Origin of the sequence: Leptothoe sp. ISB3NOV94-8A (assembly GCF_043421595.1) — a bacterium.
Classification (GTDB): domain Bacteria; phylum Cyanobacteriota; class Cyanobacteriia; order Phormidesmidales; family Phormidesmidaceae; genus Leptothoe; species Leptothoe turfae.
In genome coordinates, this window is record NZ_JAXSQW010000001.1 from 3,354,066 (window position 1) to 3,370,996 (window position 16,931).

15 protein-coding genes are annotated in these 16,931 nt (G+C 47.8%); 7 read left to right on the forward strand and 8 right to left on the reverse strand.

Going from position 1 to position 16,931, the window contains the following annotated elements:
- Nucleotides 1-68 precede the first annotated feature (68 nt).
- The 5 genes from carA to SPB21_RS14215 all read left to right on the forward strand — a co-directional run bounded on the left by carA (nt 69) and on the right by SPB21_RS14215 (nt 3,804).
- Nucleotides 69-1,241, forward strand: coding sequence for a glutamine-hydrolyzing carbamoyl-phosphate synthase small subunit (carA, locus tag SPB21_RS14195; protein WP_163698677.1), 1,173 nt, complete (start codon nt 69-71; stop codon nt 1,239-1,241).
- A 201-nt stretch (nt 1,242-1,442) separates the two neighbouring features.
- The gene (locus SPB21_RS14200; protein ID WP_006515003.1) at nt 1,443-1,781 is read left to right on the forward strand and encodes an STAS domain-containing protein; all 339 of its coding nucleotides are present in this window, start codon (nt 1,443-1,445) and stop codon (nt 1,779-1,781) included.
- A gap of 81 nt (nt 1,782-1,862) precedes the next feature.
- The gene (locus SPB21_RS14205; protein ID WP_499866961.1) at nt 1,863-2,327 is read left to right on the forward strand and encodes a Mini-ribonuclease 3; all 465 of its coding nucleotides are present in this window, start codon (nt 1,863-1,865) and stop codon (nt 2,325-2,327) included.
- A gap of 164 nt (nt 2,328-2,491) precedes the next feature.
- Nucleotides 2,492-3,472 (forward strand): 23S rRNA (guanosine(2251)-2'-O)-methyltransferase RlmB, encoded by a 981-nt coding sequence (gene rlmB, locus SPB21_RS14210; protein WP_499866963.1) that lies wholly within the window; start codon nt 2,492-2,494, stop codon nt 3,470-3,472.
- A 65-nt stretch (nt 3,473-3,537) separates the two neighbouring features.
- Entirely contained in the window at nt 3,538-3,804 is a 267-nt protein-coding gene (locus SPB21_RS14215; protein WP_163665439.1) for a DUF1816 domain-containing protein, read from the forward strand.
- A gap of 170 nt (nt 3,805-3,974) precedes the next feature.
- On the opposite strand, the gene SPB21_RS14220 is transcribed toward SPB21_RS14215, so the two are convergent.
- The 4 genes from SPB21_RS14220 to SPB21_RS14235 form a co-directional block, all read right to left on the reverse strand.
- Nucleotides 3,975-4,787 (reverse strand): alpha/beta fold hydrolase, encoded by an 813-nt coding sequence (locus SPB21_RS14220; RefSeq protein ID WP_163698679.1) that lies wholly within the window; start codon nt 4,785-4,787, stop codon nt 3,975-3,977.
- A gap of 13 nt (nt 4,788-4,800) precedes the next feature.
- The gene (gene msrB, locus SPB21_RS14225) at nt 4,801-5,205 is read right to left on the reverse strand and encodes a peptide-methionine (R)-S-oxide reductase MsrB (RefSeq protein WP_163665443.1); all 405 of its coding nucleotides are present in this window, start codon (nt 5,203-5,205) and stop codon (nt 4,801-4,803) included.
- Nucleotides 5,206-5,261: 56 nt separating this feature from the next.
- Entirely contained in the window at nt 5,262-7,448 is a 2,187-nt protein-coding gene (locus tag SPB21_RS14230) for a CHASE2 domain-containing protein (RefSeq protein ID WP_163665445.1), read from the reverse strand.
- A 142-nt stretch (nt 7,449-7,590) separates the two neighbouring features.
- The gene (locus tag SPB21_RS14235; protein ID WP_499866966.1) at nt 7,591-9,837 is read right to left on the reverse strand and encodes a hybrid sensor histidine kinase/response regulator; all 2,247 of its coding nucleotides are present in this window, start codon (nt 9,835-9,837) and stop codon (nt 7,591-7,593) included.
- A 988-nt stretch (nt 9,838-10,825) separates the two neighbouring features.
- On the opposite strand from SPB21_RS14235, the gene SPB21_RS14240 reads away from it, so the two are divergent.
- Both SPB21_RS14240 and SPB21_RS14245 read left to right on the forward strand, forming a co-directional pair.
- Nucleotides 10,826-11,783 (forward strand): IS630 family transposase gene (locus SPB21_RS14240; RefSeq protein ID WP_499865157.1). Its coding sequence is split into 2 segments (ribosomal slippage): nt 10,826-11,169 and nt 11,168-11,783, totalling 960 coding nucleotides; the frame shifts between segments, so codons are not numbered across the junction.
- Nucleotides 11,784-11,835: 52 nt separating this feature from the next.
- A complete protein-coding gene (locus SPB21_RS14245; protein ID WP_006515011.1) occupies nt 11,836-12,225 on the forward strand; it encodes an ArsR/SmtB family transcription factor in 390 nt (129 codons plus the stop codon).
- Nucleotides 12,226-12,252: 27 nt separating this feature from the next.
- Here SPB21_RS14245 and SPB21_RS14250 read toward each other — a convergent pair whose 3' ends face one another.
- From SPB21_RS14250 to mnmA, 4 genes are read right to left on the reverse strand one after another with little or no spacing between them, the layout of a single operon-like run.
- Nucleotides 12,253-12,405, reverse strand: a complete 153-nt coding sequence (locus SPB21_RS14250) for a hypothetical protein (protein ID WP_499866968.1) — start codon at nt 12,403-12,405, stop codon at nt 12,253-12,255.
- On the reverse strand, nt 12,384-14,510 hold the full coding sequence (locus tag SPB21_RS14255) for a caspase family protein (protein WP_499866970.1): 2,127 nt from the start codon (nt 14,508-14,510) through the stop codon (nt 12,384-12,386). The genes SPB21_RS14250 and SPB21_RS14255 overlap by 22 nt, the downstream gene beginning before the upstream one ends.
- Nucleotides 14,511-14,537: 27 nt before the next feature.
- The gene (gene sat, locus SPB21_RS14260) at nt 14,538-15,704 is read right to left on the reverse strand and encodes a sulfate adenylyltransferase (RefSeq protein ID WP_163665452.1); all 1,167 of its coding nucleotides are present in this window, start codon (nt 15,702-15,704) and stop codon (nt 14,538-14,540) included.
- A gap of 30 nt (nt 15,705-15,734) precedes the next feature.
- Entirely contained in the window at nt 15,735-16,808 is a 1,074-nt protein-coding gene (gene mnmA, locus SPB21_RS14265; RefSeq protein ID WP_163698684.1) for a tRNA 2-thiouridine(34) synthase MnmA, read from the reverse strand.
- Between the last annotated feature and the right edge of the window lie 123 nt (nt 16,809-16,931).

The following is a 16,931-nucleotide window of genomic DNA, read 5'->3' on the forward strand; positions in this document are numbered from 1 at the left end:
CGGGTCCCCATCATGTTCCAACGTGTTCTGGGTGGGAAGGCACCGCGTTTATTTCCCTGTTGTAACCCATGTCTATTTTTTCCACTAGCTCACAACCAGCCCTATTAGTATTAGCTGACGGGTCAGTTTTTCGTGGCTGGTCCTTTGGAGCCACCGGTACAGTAGTGGGCGAAATTGTCTTCAATACAGGCATGACAGGGTATCAAGAAGTATTGACCGACCCTAGCTATCGCGGACAAATTGTCACCTTCACTTACCCGGAATTGGGCAATACCGGAATTAATAATGAGGACGATGAATCAGCGACTCCTCAGGTGAATGGTGCGATCGCAAAAAATATTTGTGAGTGTCCTAGCAACTGGCGCTCCACCACATCTCTACCTGACCACCTAAAACAGCACAACATTCCAGGCATTTATGGCATCGATACCCGTGCCCTCACCCGCAAACTACGAACGGTAGGTGCCATGAATGGAGCAATCTCCAGTGAAATTCTTGACCCTGAACGGTTACTACAGCAACTTGAACTCATCCCCAGTATGGAAGGGTTAAATCTGGTAAAGGAGGTGAGCACCACCGAAGTTTATGAATGGACAGAGCCCACAGATACCCATTGGGAATTTACATCTACCACATCTACCGCCCATGATAGAACGGCTACACCCCTGACGGTGGTCGCCATTGATTTTGGCATCAAACGTAATATCCTGCGCCGCTTAGCCAGCCATGGCTGTCGCGTCATCGTAGTCCCTATTGATACAGAGCCAGAAGAGATTCTTAAGCATAAACCCGACGGTATTTTCCTGTCTAACGGACCAGGCGATCCGGCAGCTGTAGAATCTGCTCCAGCTCTAGTCAAAGCACTGTTAGATAGCGAGTTGCCCACCTTTGGCATCTGTATGGGACACCAGATCCTAGGGCTATCCCTTGGCGCAAAAACCTTCAAACTCAAATTTGGACATCGAGGTTTAAATCAACCCTGTGGTCTCACCCAAAAGGTAGAAATTACAAGTCAGAATCATGGTTTTGCCATCAATGCTGATACAATTCCAGCCACAGAGGTTGAAGTAACCCACTTGAATCTCAATGATCAGACTGTCGCTGGTCTACAACACAAAACCTTGCCCATCTTTTCAGTGCAGTATCATCCAGAGGCCAGTCCCGGACCCCATGACGCAGATTATTTATTTGAAAAATTCGTTACCCTTATGCTTGATCATCGCAGCAATGGTGTAGGGTAATCTATATTTTCCATTAAGTGACAGAAAAGCCCCAGATGAGTCCGAAATTAGCCCTCGGTTAACCCTGGATAAGTGCATTTACGTTTCACTTAATTTCCTTGCAGTCGGAAAGATCCTGACCTAAAATTAAACGTCTGATTTTGCCGTATCTATTGCCTTTAGGAGGTTATTATCGCTGAGTCGCTGACCCTAACCGTAAGTTTGAGAGGCACCCGTGATGTTAGGGGGAAATGTCAAATATTTCGCCTCACTGGTCTATTAGATGCATTTTCAGAACCCACATTTCGTAAGGTTCTGAATCGGTACATTGAAGAAGGCCCCACCCATATTATCCTCGACCTATCGGCGATTGATTTTGTCGACAGTTCGGGCCTAGGTGCCCTAGTGCAGCTGGTGAAAAAAGCAAAGGGTGAAAGCGGTAGTGTTCAAGTGGTAACGAATGCTCGCGTTACTCAGACGGTAAAGCTTGTCCGTCTGGAACAGTTTCTTTCGTTACAGCCCAACGTTGACACTGCCCTTGAGAATCTCAAGGATTCTTGATCGCAACCGTGGGCTCGATTTGGAACGCCATAGACCCATGGCGTGCTTACTCATTAGAGTGTTTAAGCGCGGGAGGTTTTGATGGACAGTCATGATGGCGCTAACGACATCAAGGTCCCGCTACCTACTTCAAGTGAACTGACAGAGATATTCTCACCGGGTGCTCTCCAGTTCCAGCAGGTGCAGTCTGTCCCACCGATAGCCTTGGCCTATATCGGTGATGCTGTGTTCGAGCTCTATGTTCGTATGCAGTTTTTATGGCCACCCCAGCGGATACAGATGTTTCATCAGCAGGTGGTAAGCCAGGTAAAGGCTGAACAGCAGGCTGCCTATCTTGAACAGTTAACGCCTCACTTACGCGATGTGGAAGCTGACATTGTTCGACGGGGACGCAATGCTACGTCTAAAGCCCCAAGACGTTTGTCAGCAAAAATATATCGACAGTCAACTGCATTCGAAGCCCTGGTTGGCTATCTCTACATCACTGACCAACCTCGGCTATGTGAGTTACTCAAGAACTTAAGCGTTACCTCTACTCTTCAGTAGTCTCTCAACGTGAAAAGCTACGAAACTCACGCTCCTAAGGCAATTGCCTTAGGAGCATCTATCCCTTGCCAGTTCCTCTATAGCCCCACGCCCCACGCCCTATTCCCCACTCCCCCAAACAACAACTAAGCGGTATGATGTGACTCCGCTTCTACTCCTAACCCATGGTTAAACCGTCGTCCGATCGGCCACGTCCGGCCAAAGGCAAATCTCGTCCTCAGCGGAAGGGACATGCTAAACCATCCTTTAAGCAGACATCCAGCAAGCCATTTAAAAAGCGACGACCCGGTCCTAAGGATGCATCAGGGCGACCACCCAAGCCTCGTTCCACCCCCCCAGCAGAGACCTTGCAAGAGGAACGCCCAGATTTAGTATACGGACGTCATTCAGTAGAAGCTGCGATCGCAAATGAGCGTCCCATCAATCGGCTGTGGGTCAATGCCAGACTCGTATTTGATGCTCGCTTTCGCCCGCTAATCCTAGATGCCAAAGCCAACGGTGCCGTCGTCGATGAGGTCAATACCCAACGACTTAACCAGCTCACCCAGGGGGCAAATCATCAGGGCATTGTGGCGCAAATTGCTTCCCACAGCTACATTGAGCTGGATGACCTGGTGGCCAAAGCCAAAGCCGCCTGCCGTCAACCAGTCATTGTTGCGGCTGATAGCATTACCGATCCCCATAATTTAGGAGCCATTATTCGCACAGCTGAAGCATTAGGTGCCCAGGGTGTGGTCATTCCCCAACGACGCGCCGTGGGGATCACGCCAACGGTCGCAAAGGTTGCCGCCGGGGCCTTGGAAACATTACCCGTTGCCAGAGTTATTAACCTGGGACGTGCTTTAGAACAACTTAAAGATGCAGGGTTTTGGGTGTATGGAACAGCTGCTGAAGCAGGGCAAGCAGTCCATACAACCCAGTTTGATCGCCCGATAGTGCTAGCCATCGGTGCAGAGGGTCAGGGTCTCAGCCTATCGATTCAAAATCTTTGCGATGTTTTAGTCTCTGTCCCTCTAGCTGGCAAAACTCCCAGTTTGAATGCTTCAGTCGCAACAGGTATGGTGCTGTATGAGATTTATCGACAGCGATGGTTAGAAAAATTACCGACTATTAATCTTGGCGGGGATCAAAATCACACTGTATAAATGTTATAAGCGCAATTTTAGGCTGCTCGTAAGCTGGATTTTTAATAACAACAGGTACTCATTTTATGAAAAGCTTTTTGAGTAATCTTTTTAGCTCATTTTCAAAGCCTTGGTGGGTTGAGATTTCCACATCCCAACCTCGCTGTCTTTATTATTTTGGTCCATTTGATACAGAACGTGAGGCAACCCAATATCAAGGGGGTTACATTGAAGATCTAGAGCAAGAAGGGGCACAACAAATTGACGTTGCCATTAAGTGCTGTGCCGAACCCGCACACTTGACGGTGGAATATACGGAGCCTAGCAATGTAACTCCCGTTTATAACAACTAGCGGGTTAGGCTAAAAAAACTACAAGAAATTTGCTCAGTAGGTTTTGACAAAAGGTGTTTGGAGCAGTAACCAAACACCTTTTGTTGTTAGTCAAAATATTCTGACATATGAGGGAACGAGCCTTTTTGTTCAAAATAACAGCGCCATCCGCGATTCAGGTATAGCGTTCGTCAAGCCTGCCAAAATTCATGGGTTTGCAGCCATTGACCAATGTCGTTACACAGCTGCGGTCCTATTTCCCAAGGCATTAAATGGGCAACATTATCGTACAAACGACATTCGCAATTCGGCAAGATAACGGCTGTTTCCTGGCTAGACTCTGGCGTGATGTGCACATCATTAGCCGCGGCTAGCATCAGGCAAGGTTGAGAAATGCGGTGTAATTCTCCCAAACGGTTATACCCTTGCCTCAGCGCGGTGTTTAAAGCTCGATTTGCCAAGGTCGATGTCTGGATAAAGGCGGGTGTGCCTTCCCTAGCGAGATATCGATAGGCCTGAGCACTATGCTGGGAGATCAAATAGCGAAACAGTGAGCGTTGACCAAAGGTGGAGATATTCCATGACCAGCCTGGAATTAACCAGTTAATTACCCCCGCAATCCCTGTCAGTAGGTTATCTTGCCAGCTAATGGATGGATGACGACCCGCTGGTCTGGCGGCAGTACTCACTAAAACTAAACCGGCAATTTGTGCAGGATGTTTCAGGGCTAACTCCATGGCCAAGATACCGCCAAGGGACCATCCCAACAACAAACAGGGCTGATCCAGACGGTCTAGCAGCACCGATAAATCATCCAGGTGCTGCTCCATGGTAAAGGGTTGGGTGGCACGGCTGCGACCATAACCACGCAAATCTGGTGCAATAATCTGAAAATGAGGCGATAGATAGTCCGCAAACACTGACATACAGCGCCCCGTGCCGGGATGGCCATGGAGGCACACGATGGGCATGCCCCGACCACAATAGTCAACCGCTAACTCCATAAACAAAGGGAAACTAGGCGTTTTCCTTCGGCACAAAATCAAGGGCGGCTGAGTTCATACAGTAGCGCTCTCCAGTGGGCTGAGGTCCATCGGAGAAAACGTGACCCAGGTGGGCGTCACACACAGCACATAGCACTTCGGTGCGCACCATAAAGAGACTAAAGTCACGCTTTGTGGCAACATTTTCGGCCTTACTGGCAGCCCAAAAACTAGGCCAACCTGTACCAGAATCGTACTTGGTTTCAGACGAGAAGAGTTCGGCCCCGCAGCAGACGCAGTTGTAGATACCGGCTGCTTTGTTGTCGTGATACTTACCGGTAAACGCTCGCTCTGTACCGTGCTTGCGAGCCACTTGATATTGCTCGGGGGTGAGCTGTGCTTGCCATTCTGCGTCTGTTTTTTGAATTTTCTCCACCATGTTTTTACTCAGAAAGTCGGTTACAGCTACTCATTGATCCTAACGCAGATTCCGGTCTATCTTAAGCGGGGATATCGCTGGCGATAACGACGATAGGCTAAGAGGCTGCCACTGGCGACAGTAAAAGCTGCTAAGGGCGCAACAACTGGCACCCAGGCATTGGTTAAAAAGAACAGAACCGTTGTTCCTGCGATCGCAACTACCCCAATGCCATAGGCGAGCAGTAAATAACGTCGCTTACGCAATTGCCAGGTAAGCCAACTGCCGCCGCTGGCCCAAACAATAATCCAGGCAATTTCTGCACCGTCCGGCCAGGCCCAGGGCAGTGGGTAATCATCTAAAACAGCACTTAAAAACTGACTGACCATGTGAAGATGCACCTCCACCCCTGACATTAAATAATTCTCATCGCTGATATCACTACGCAGGGTATAGGGGGTAAAAAATTTGTCAGTGCTGGTGTAGGCTGTCGTGCCAATCAAAACCACCTTGTTAGTAATCAACTCAGGATCAACCGCATCTGTCAGAATGTCAGTCAATGAAACTCGCTGGGCCAACTGCGTCGGTGAACGATAGGTAATCGGTATTTGATATCCGGCTGCATCCACCGATTGATAGCCACCGAAAGTGGAATTCATTAGCTTGAACCCCGTGTCACCCAGCTTTAAAAACTCATCTTCCCTGTCCCCGGGTGCGGGCTGCAAACCATGCTGCTTTTCTAGATAATGCATGGCCACCAGGAGGCCAAATGATATATGGACCTCGGCGTCTTCGTCAGTGCTGAGGCTGGCATACAAAAGATTACGTCGAATTTTACCGTCCGGATCCAAAGGAAAGTCATTGAAACTCACCTGTTCAGGTCTCAGCTCCGGAGGGGGTGGAATCCTCTCGCCTTGAAAGTCCCCTAACTTGGTAATACCAATAATGTTGTCAGCGGTCAGACTACGAGCCAACGCCGCTCGTCCCTCACCGATGGGGAAATTACGGTGCAGGTCCAAACCAATGGTGGCTGGCTGATGGCTTTGAATAATCTCAAGGGCATCGGCAATTGACTGATCGGACGGACTATCACGCTGCTGATTGTTGAGATCCTGTTCGTTAATCCCAACAAGCAGAATGCGGGGATCGGGGCCTAAATCCCGCTGATAGGCCACCAAACCGTCATATACCTGTAGTTCTAAAGGTACAAAAGCTTGAAGCTGACGAAAACCGAGAATTAGGACACTGGTTACAGCCGTTGCGATCGCAACGGCCCGAATACTCTCCTTGCGGGATGGCTGCCAGACCGTTGCCTGGGGCAAAAACGTCTCTGCCACTGTCAGCTGATCGGCCTTTTCAGCCAATTCATCTAAATGGCCCAGATCGTAGAGTACTTCCGCAACAGATTGATAGCGCTGATAGAAATAATGACGCACCATCTTTTTCAATAAATACTTGAGCCCCGGGCTGATATTGGCATACTCTTCCCAACGCAGCTCCAGGGAAGACATATCATCCGGTAAGTCTGTAGGGGCTCGCCCAGTTAATGCATGGATGGCCGTCATTCCCAAGGCAAAAATGTCACTACTCAAACGCGGCTTACCGGCCAGTTGCTCACTGGGGGTATACCCTTGTGTGCCTACACCGACCGTTAGACTCGTCAATTCACTATTGACCAACTGGGTACGGATTTCTTTGACGGCTCCAAAGTCAATCAGGCACAGCTTATTATCACTCTTACGTCGAATTAGATTATCAGGCTTCAAATCACGATGAATAACGCGATTATCATGGACGAACTTAAGAATCCCTAAGGTTTCCTGTAGTAAGGTAATGATTTGGTCTTCGCTTAGCCGTCCCGCACGACGAATTTCATCTCCCAAAGACTCACCATCAATCAACTCCTGAACCAGATAAAACTCCTGCTGCTCTTCAAAAGAATCTAGTAGTTTAGGAATACAGCTGTGGGTACCTAAACGCCTGAGCGTAGACACTTCCGTATCAAACAGCCGCCGCGCAACCTTGAGGAAAGTGGCATCATTGCTCGCTGGCTTTAACTGTTTAACCACACACTCAGGTGTTTGGGGCTGAAATAAATCCCTAGCCACATAGGTCTGCCCGAAGCCACCTGCCCCCAGCACTCTGACTAATTGATAGCGTTCCTTAAGAACCTGGCCTAGCATCAGCTTTAGCAGCCCCTGAACAGCTTGCTGGAGTAAATCTTCCGCAGCATTCGGATAGTTGCGCGTCCCATTATCCAGCAATTTTGGAGAGTGTACCCAGGCTGAATTATGGAGCCAACAGTATAGACAGTTTACCTGGCATATTCCCCGAAAGCCTAATAACCATACCAGTTCAACTGGCTGTACCTAGGGCAAATAACGATGCCTGGGACAGCCATGCAACCTAACCAGGTAAAGCCTGAATCTTACTGAGCAGCGTTGGTGGATGGATAGGCTTCACCAAGTAATCATCAAAGCCATCCATAGAAAGTTCACCCTCGGCTTCCATATCCTCAGCCTGCATCAACGAAATCACTTTAATTCCGGATGTAGCCACGTAGTGCTTGAGATCATCCACAATATATTGACTATTCCCACTGACTAAATGGTGGTTGAGAATAATGGCTACAGGCTGCAAAATCTCTACCTGGTGGACAATTCGCGACCCTTCGATCACCCAAATTACCTGATAGTTGGCAGCGGTCAATAAATCACAAATTAAACTGGCACTACTTTCATCATCTTCCAGCAGAATAATCCGACCAGTAATCGGTTCAACACTTTGATAGGAGTGAGATGGAACGTCTGGATGCTGTAGCGGAATCCGCACGGTGAACATGGACCCCTTACCCGGTGTGGAAACCACCTGAATTGAGCCATTATGCAGTTCAACAAGTTGTTTAGTGAGCGCTAACCCCAGACCAGCACCAGGATACTGACGCTGACGGGCCGCTTCTAACTGCTTAAATGTTTCAAACAAAACCGCCTGCTGCGCCTCAGGAATACCAATCCCAGTATCTTCCACCTGAAACATGACATTCTGTGGATCACGCCAAACCCGTAAACTAACTCGCCCATTGGCATCGGTAAATTTAACAGCATTACTGAGTAAATTGGCTAAAATTTGACGTATTCGACGTGGATCAGCGCAAAAATTATCCTCACTTTCCGACAGCCTTAAATTTATTCGTAAATCTACCTCTTTAGACTGAGCCTGTTGCCGAAAACTCTCTAGACTGCTGCGGGCTAAATTAGATAGGGAAAAATTGTTGATCTCAAGGACAGTACGTCCCGCCTCAATTTTAGCGACTTCCAGAATGTCATTGATAATGTCTAATAGCTGTTCTCCACTACTATGAATGGTGTTGAGATAATCACGTTGACGAGGACTCAACTCTCCAAAAGACCAGCGCAATAAGGTGGCCGACATGCCAATAATATAGGTCAATGGCGTCCGGAGCTCATGGCTCATGGTGGCCAAAAATTCACTCTTAGTTTTAATAGCAGCTTCAGCAGCTATCAATGTATCATTAAGGTTCTGGGTTCGGTCCTCAACCTGCGCCTCAAGCATCAGTTTTTGATACTGGAGTTGTTGTTGCAAATCGTTTTGACGAATCGCTATGGCGATATGTTCTGCAACCTTAACCAGAAACTGCCCTTCCCATGGTTGCCAATGGCGCAGCTTTTGAGATGACCTCTCTGACTCACTGGTACACTGATGGGCGATCAATAACCCCCACAATCTATCGCCCAGCCAGATAGGCACTACCAACTGAGATGCGACATTAACGTGTTTGAGTTGCTTGAGCAAACATGGGTGATTTTGATAGTGTTTTTCTATGTTTTCAATCGCGATATACCCTGCTGCCTGAGACATTTGGGCATATCGCTCAGCACAGGACGCATCCGACACACAATGGGCGTCGGAACGATAGAGAACAGACTCCGTAGATGGATGCCCACGTGCCTCGTAGGTAATGCAAGACGAGACATTACCCTCCTTATTCTGCAACAACGACTGTTCAGGTTTGGGAGGGGGATTAGCAACTTGATAAACAAATAACCGGTCAAGACACAACCATTCGCAGACTTCATTTAGAGTTAATTGAATCAAGGATGCCAGTGGTTCTGACTGCTGCAAACGGGTAACAATACGCTGCAGAATAGTAGCCGATGATAGGGACGGATCTGGAGAACGTTGCGCTAGATCACTCACATCCAGCACAAGCTGATTCATTAAGTTAATAAGGTACTGACTCTCAAAGGTATAGGTTTCAGACAATGGCTCTGCGACAGACCGATTTAACCGCTGCTGCAGTTGCCCTATGGTATCTTGACTGGAACCACTCAATCCCTGGACTAGCCAAGGCAGAGATAAAAAACGATCAATCGCCACCGGATCGGTACAAAGGCAAACTAGATAATGATTTACTTCACCAGGTTGAGCTATGAGCAAACCATTAATTTGCCCTACCGAAAACAGCGAAAACTTGGCGATATCAGCTTCCACAGGCAATTGACCATTGCCTAAATCCTGCTCAGAGAGATAATATTCATCGTCTGTCAACAGCCCAGAGAGACTCCTTCGCACCTGTTCAAAAACATGATGCGGTATGCTTTGATACTCTAAGGCTGAGGAGAAACCAGACATAGTTATTGACTATTTGTAAGGGCGATAACCTGGAAACGACTGAAATAGCCACAAAGCAAAGCACACACATCAGGATCTCCTACAATGGTGTTTCCCATAAGCAAATCTGTTCTGACTATTATCATTGTCATAATGCTGTAATACGCTCAGTTATTAACTACTCTCTAAAAAGAGTAAACACCTCCTAACATGGATCAGAAAACATATTTAACCAAGCTGATACTGTTGTGAAAAACAGTGAACATAGTTTTCTAAAAACCATGTTTCTTTAAGCAGGGCTTGCCCCAGAACCTTTAGCTTCTGACAAGCCTAGAAAACATATCACCAGCATTTTAAGGTCCCTCAACTCCTTAACGATAAAACCAGTATTGATCCCTAAAGCTTAAATATCACTAACGTTAGCTGGAAACCAAAAGCATAGTGACGGATTAAAAACCATGGCTACAGACGCAAATAAATGGTCAACAGCCTAACCAAATAAATTATAAAGATTGTCTGGGACAACTATTTTCAATGTTTATTTAATCATTGATTTTTCAATATGCTTACCGAGAGAAAAGCGGTAGATCCAACGACTTCAAGTAATCTCATCCTAACGCTGTCGTTTTGAGTTCTGAGGGAAACCCTATACTTCTTTCATAATTCCAAAACGCTGATACAACCGTGGCAAATGGTTGCCTAGAATTAGAAAACTCTCCCGCATAAGGGAATTAAATAGATCTATAAAATCTTTTTTACGCGACGAGAAAAATATAAAGTCGACTGAAGGGCTACCCCCTCTCCCTAGATCTAAGCAGCTCCTGCCCCCGTTTCATACGCTCAACAGTAGCCGTAGCTAATTTTATTTTTTTAGTGAAAAACTAAATCACTCTATTGCCATTGATGAATATATTGTTACAATACCCATCAAGTTTTGATATAGCAATTTCAATCCAGGTGAGGTACGCTAGTCATCATAAATTAAGTGTACCTAAGATGATTAGAACTGATGCCTAAGCCGTACTCATTGGACTTACGTCAGAAGATTGTCAAGGCCTATGACCGAGGTGACCTCTCTCAACGTAGTCTTGCTAAACAATTTGGTGTCGCTAAAAGTTTTGTGCAAAAACTGCTCAAGCAGCGTCGAGAGACGGGCTCAATTGCCCCCAAGGTCCGTGAGGAGCAAACCCCACCCAAACTCAATGACGACCATCGAATCATTCTGGCTCAGTTAGTCGAAGCAACCAATGATGCGACGTTGGCAGAACTCTGCCATCAGATCCATGAGAAAACGGGGGTGCGTGTCGGTACAACCACAATGCACAATACGCTCAAGCAGATGAATCTAACGGTCAAAAAAAACGTTCTACCCTGATGTTAAAGCCAGCGAACGAGTCCAAACGGAACGGGTAGATTTCTGGAAGACAGTCCAGACAATTCTGGCGAAAGATCTTATTTTCATCGACGAATCGGGTGTCAATTTAGCGATGACCCGGTTGAGAGCTCGGTCGACTAAGGGCAAGCGTGCTTACAGCAGCAAACCCAGCAAACGTGGAAAGAACGTCTCTATTATTGGTGCCCTTGGGCTGAATGGTGTGATTGCAGACTACAGTCTGCTAGGCGCTACGGACGGTCTGACCTTTGAAGCCTTTATCAGCCAAACGTTAGTTCCAAAACTATGGAAAGGTGCTTGTGTGGTGATGGATAACTGTCCGGTACATCTCGACCAAACCATCCGTGACCTGATTGAAGCAGCACAGGCTCGATTAATTTACCTCCCTCCCTATTCACCTGATTTCTCACCTATCGAAAACTGCTGGTCTAAGCTCAAAAGTATTCTCAGAACACTAGGACCGAGAACTTACCCTGACTTAGCAAATGCAATTGAGACAGCCTTTTCTCAAGTCTCTCTTGACGATATTCGAAGCTGGTTCACTCATTGCTGCTACTGTACCTCAGAAGACTGAAAAATGCTGTATGCAGATATGTCTGTTTCCCTAGGGTCTTGGAGGTCCCGCAATGGAACCTATCTCCGCTGAAGTTATTCAGCAGGTGGCCGATTACTTCAGCGTTTTGAGCGAGCCCATGCGGCTCAAAATTTTGAATCTGCTGGGAAGTGGTGAGAAATGCGTGCAGGACCTGGTTGATGTTACCGAAACCAGTCAGGCTAATGTGTCTAAACACCTGAAAGTAATGATGCAGGCAGGCATCCTCACTAGGCGAACCGAAGGCACATCGTCTTTTTATCGGGTATCTGACGATCTGAGTTTTCAGCTGTGCAGCTTGGTTTGCGATCGCATCGCCAGTCGTATCGAAGAACAAGCCAAACATTTTCGTGCCTTTAGCTTCTCCAACCAAGAAGTTAGCAATAACGAGGCGGCTTCAACTGAAGCGGAAGTCACCAGCTAAAGTAATGGTAATGATTAGGCGTTAAACTCACAATTCAAAACTGTTGCCCAACCCGCCATCGACTAAATAATGCTGTAGTGACACCCAACCGTTGCCCAACCCGCCATCGACTAAATAATGCTGTAGTGACACCCAACCGTTGCCCAACCCGCCATCGACTAAATAATGCTGTAGTGACACCCAACTGTTGCCCAACGCGCTGCGCTTAAGGTATAGCTATCATCATCGACGTCTTCACCACCACTGATATCATCCAGTAAAGCCTGTACCAGCGGCAGGGCATTATCGCCAAGGGTCACCCGCTGATTACTGGCCGTATTGGCCATGGACAGCAATACTTTCCAACAGTTAGTCAAGGGATTGGTACTACAGACCAGATAGGTTTCAACCCTACCTTCTGAATCATCAACGACCCAGGCATTCTGAGTGGGCAGGCTGGTCGATGTTCCAGGCAATAAGGTCAAAGCAGTCTGTAATGACTCTATGGCATAGGGTTGACCATCACTGGGGGGGAAAAACGCCTGCATCCGATCCTTAGCGTCAAAAGCCAACAACATAGCATATACAGGAGTTGAACCAAAATTCAGGGCTTGGTAACGTAGCTGAGCCCCCTTAGAAAACTCCACCGGGCGATTTTGACGGCTGACAGCATCAGCTAAACGACTTTTCGAAGCCCTACCCGAGGCTTGACGAGTCTCATGCTGGAGTAAGAGTTTTTCAGTCTCCCCTGCTAATAACAGATTCAGCCGAACCGCCAAATGGGACGATGTTTGATTGTCACTCAACCGCAGCAGCTTCATAGCTAGCATGGTTTTGAGCTTAGGCGAAAGACGAGCCACCGCCATTTTGACTGCTTCGTCTTGCTTGGCTAAGGTACCCACCACCAGGGTACGGGTGGGGGTGAACAACCCATACCCCTGCCTCACGACTGGCATAGTGGGTAAATCGCCTCTATCTGCGATTTCTGAGCGAACCTGGCCCAACATACAGTCCGCCGGATGGATGTCATCTGTAGAATCGACAAAGGACAGTGCAGCTAGGGCACTGGTGGCATCAACACGCTCAATTCTCTCCAGGCTGGAATCTAGAGCAACAACCAGGGGCAGATCTTTAGGTAAAACCCGCATTGTTTCGTATAGGGGCTGACCCACTGGCCAGGGTTCCCCATCGGGTAATTTGATGCGACTAGACAAACCAGTCTGCGATCGCACCATCACCACCTGCTCATCACTATCTAACTGCCTAGCAAATCCCAACCGTTCGCTGCACTGAACCACATCTGCCGGTAAGCCACCTAACCACAACGTGGCCGAACGCCCTTCAACAGACATAATCACCGCATCCAAACACGGTAGATCTGCATCACCATAAACAGCATGCTCATCGGCGGTTTGCGTAGTCCAATAAGGTGTCTGATTAGGCACCAGAGGCAAAATGGACTCTTGAGCCCCCCGCATAACAGCCGAAAGCTTAGCCGGTAGCTGGGTGGCCCATAGATAACGGGTAAGACCGTAGGTAAATAAGCCCGCTCCAAAATCAGACCACTGACGTTCAATCACCGGCTGGCCATCACGGGCAGCCATGAGCAAATCACCAGGGAAAAATGAGGGCTCTGCCGCAATTTGCAGCTTTTCCACCTCCGACGTACCATCCATAGATAACGGAGGACAGTACACATCCTCAACCGTCGGTATTACTCGGCGAGAACGCACACGATAGCCACTGGACAACATCTCATCAAGCTGACTATACCCAGCATCTACCACCGTAAATACTTGCTTAGTTTTGAGCTTAGCCAAAATTTGCTTCACCCAGGATACTGGCACATCCCTGGACAGAGGTTGAGCAGCTGTAGGCAAATAGCCATCCACAGGCACCCAAGTTTTAATGCGTTTTTCGCCCAGGGCTAGCTGACTACCACAACCACTGAAGTGAACAACCACAAAATCACTAGTATTCGACGTTTGAGTCAGCTGATAGAGGGCATCTAGAATACCGATCTGGGTTGCTTGGGCATCCACCAACGTAACAATGTTGTTCGGATCAAATCCAAAACGATAAAGCAACAGCTGTCTTTGCAGTTCAACATCTGTCAGACAGCCCTTGAAAGGGTCCACATCTTTTCCTAGAACCCCATTGGGATATTGGTTAATACCAATGAGCAAGGCTAGTTTGCGACGGGAAGGATCTGCCAGTGCCTGCTGCCAGCCTAGAAGCTGGGACTGACTGAGCCCAAAGGCTCCCAAGATGACACCTGTCGCTGACAAAAACTCCCGTCGCTTCACGACCCGATTACTCCATTAGCTTTAGCTTTAGGCATGCATGGCACGAGCCAACTCAGCAGCCACTTCTGGGCGAGAAAATTCCGGGGGGGGAAGCTCGCCACGACGCAACATTTCGCGCACCTTTGTACCCGATAGATGGATACGTTCTTCCTTACTACTGGGGCTAGTCTTACTAGTTGCCATAGTACCTGTACGGGTGCAGTAGAAGGCATGTTCAAACTTCATAGGTGTAATTCCCATTTCACCCGGTTCAAACTGATCAAAGATGTGCTGAGCATCGTAAGTGCCGTAGTAATCACCCACTCCAGCATGATCACGCCCCACAATAAAGTGAGTACAACCATAATTCTTACGAATTAAAGCGTGGAAAATTGCCTCGCGAGGACCAGCGTAACGCATAGCCGATGGATTAATTGCCAAAATTACCCGATCTTGCGGAAAATAGCGGTCCATCATGATTTCATAGCACCGCATCCTGACATCTGCTGGAATGTCATCCTTTTTAGTCGCACCGACCAGGGGATGCAAAAACAGACCATCCACAGTTTCTAGAGCACATTTTTGAATGTACTCATGGGCCCGGTGAATAGGGTTACGGGTCTGAAAACCAACCACGGTCTTCCAGCCACGCTCACGAAACATAGCGCGAGAAGCCGCTGGATCAATCTGGTACTTAGGGAATAAAGGATGAGGATCACGCTCTAGTAGCCAGACAGGACCAGCTAAATTAACAGCTCCCTGTTCATAGATAACTTTGACGCCAGGATGCTTATCCTCATCAGTACGATAAACATTAATCGCCTCTTTTTTCTTATCGTAGGTATACTTTTCAGTCAGCTCAAGTACACCAACATAGCGACCCGTCTTATCGTTAAGACGAATCAACATGCCCTCATTGAGGGGAGTAGCGACTTCTTCTGAAACAGAGAGGGTCACAGGTACTGACCAGGGCAGCCCATTAGCCAAACGCATATCAGTTACTACAGGTTCGTAGTCGGCTTTGCCCATGAACCCAGTTAAAGGGCTAAAGCCACCAATGGCGATCATGACTAAGTCCGACAGAGCCCGATCATCTAAAGTAACCTGGGGCAAAAAATCAGCTTTACTTAAAAATTCTGCTTTCTGCTCATCAGATACTAAACGATCGATCAGCGTGCCGCCGTGGGGGGCGATACCATCTTTAGTTAATGTCAAAACGTCCTCTTTTCTTCTATAGAAACTGCGTTAATGTTCATCTTCTGGAACGAACGGTCGAATAAGACCGCCGCCTAGCACCCGATCATCATCGTCGTACCATACCGCAGCCTGTCCCGGAGACACGCTAAACTGAGGCTCTTTGAAGACTAGCTTCACAGAACCATCTGCTAAGGGAAACACGGTGGCAGCTACCGCAGGTGAACGATAACGAATCTGGACTGTCACTGCCATGGGAGAGTCAGGGGCTTGAACCGAAACCCAGTTAACCCGATCGACAGTGCAGTAAGGCTGATGAACACTATCTCGTTCTCCCACAACCACCTGGTTGCGAGCAACGTCCAAAGAAATTACGTAAAGAGGAGCTGGAGCAGCGATGCCCAAACCTTTACGCTGACCGATAGTGTAATTATGAATACCTGTATGCTGACCCAGTACGTTGCCGTTAGTGTCAACAATATCCCCCGTCTTAGGCGCTAGATACTTATCCAAGAAAGCCTGCATAGAGCCATGCTGTTCAATTAAGCATAAGTCTTGACTCTCAGGCTTTTCCGCTGTGTGAAGACCTAATTTTGTCGCCATTTCCCGCGTTTGAACTTTAGTTTGTTCACCGAGGGGAAACTGGGTAGCACTGAGCTGTGCTTGGGTTAAATCATAAAGAAAATAGGACTGATCTTTCTTGCGATCAACCGCACGGCGCAGCTCGTAGCGCCCTGTATCGCTATTATAAGCAATCCGAGCATAGTGGCCCGTGGCAATGGTATCTGCCCCCAGTTCTTGGCGAGCATAATCCAACATAGGGCCAAACTTAACGCTGCGGTTGCACTGGGAGCAGGGTAAGGGCGTTACCCCTCGGCTGTAACCTTCAACCACATAGTTGATGATTTTTTCTTCGAACAGCTCACGGGTATCGACAACGTGATAAGGGATATCCAGCTCTTCACAGAGCTGAGCAGCATCCACCATCCCTTCAGAACAGCATTGCCCTTTACCTTTCATCAACCATAGAGTCAGGCCAATTACATCTTGCCCTTGCTGGTGCAATGTGGCTGCAGCGACCGAACTATCTACGCCCCCAGACAGACCTACAACAACTTTACCCATAGATACCCATAGATGATCGCACTCATCAAAATTGCCAATTCTTAGGCTAACACTCCATTCACAAATACGTGATTACTGGCCATCACTTTTAGCGTTTGAACTCAGGCGGGGGCTATGACCAAG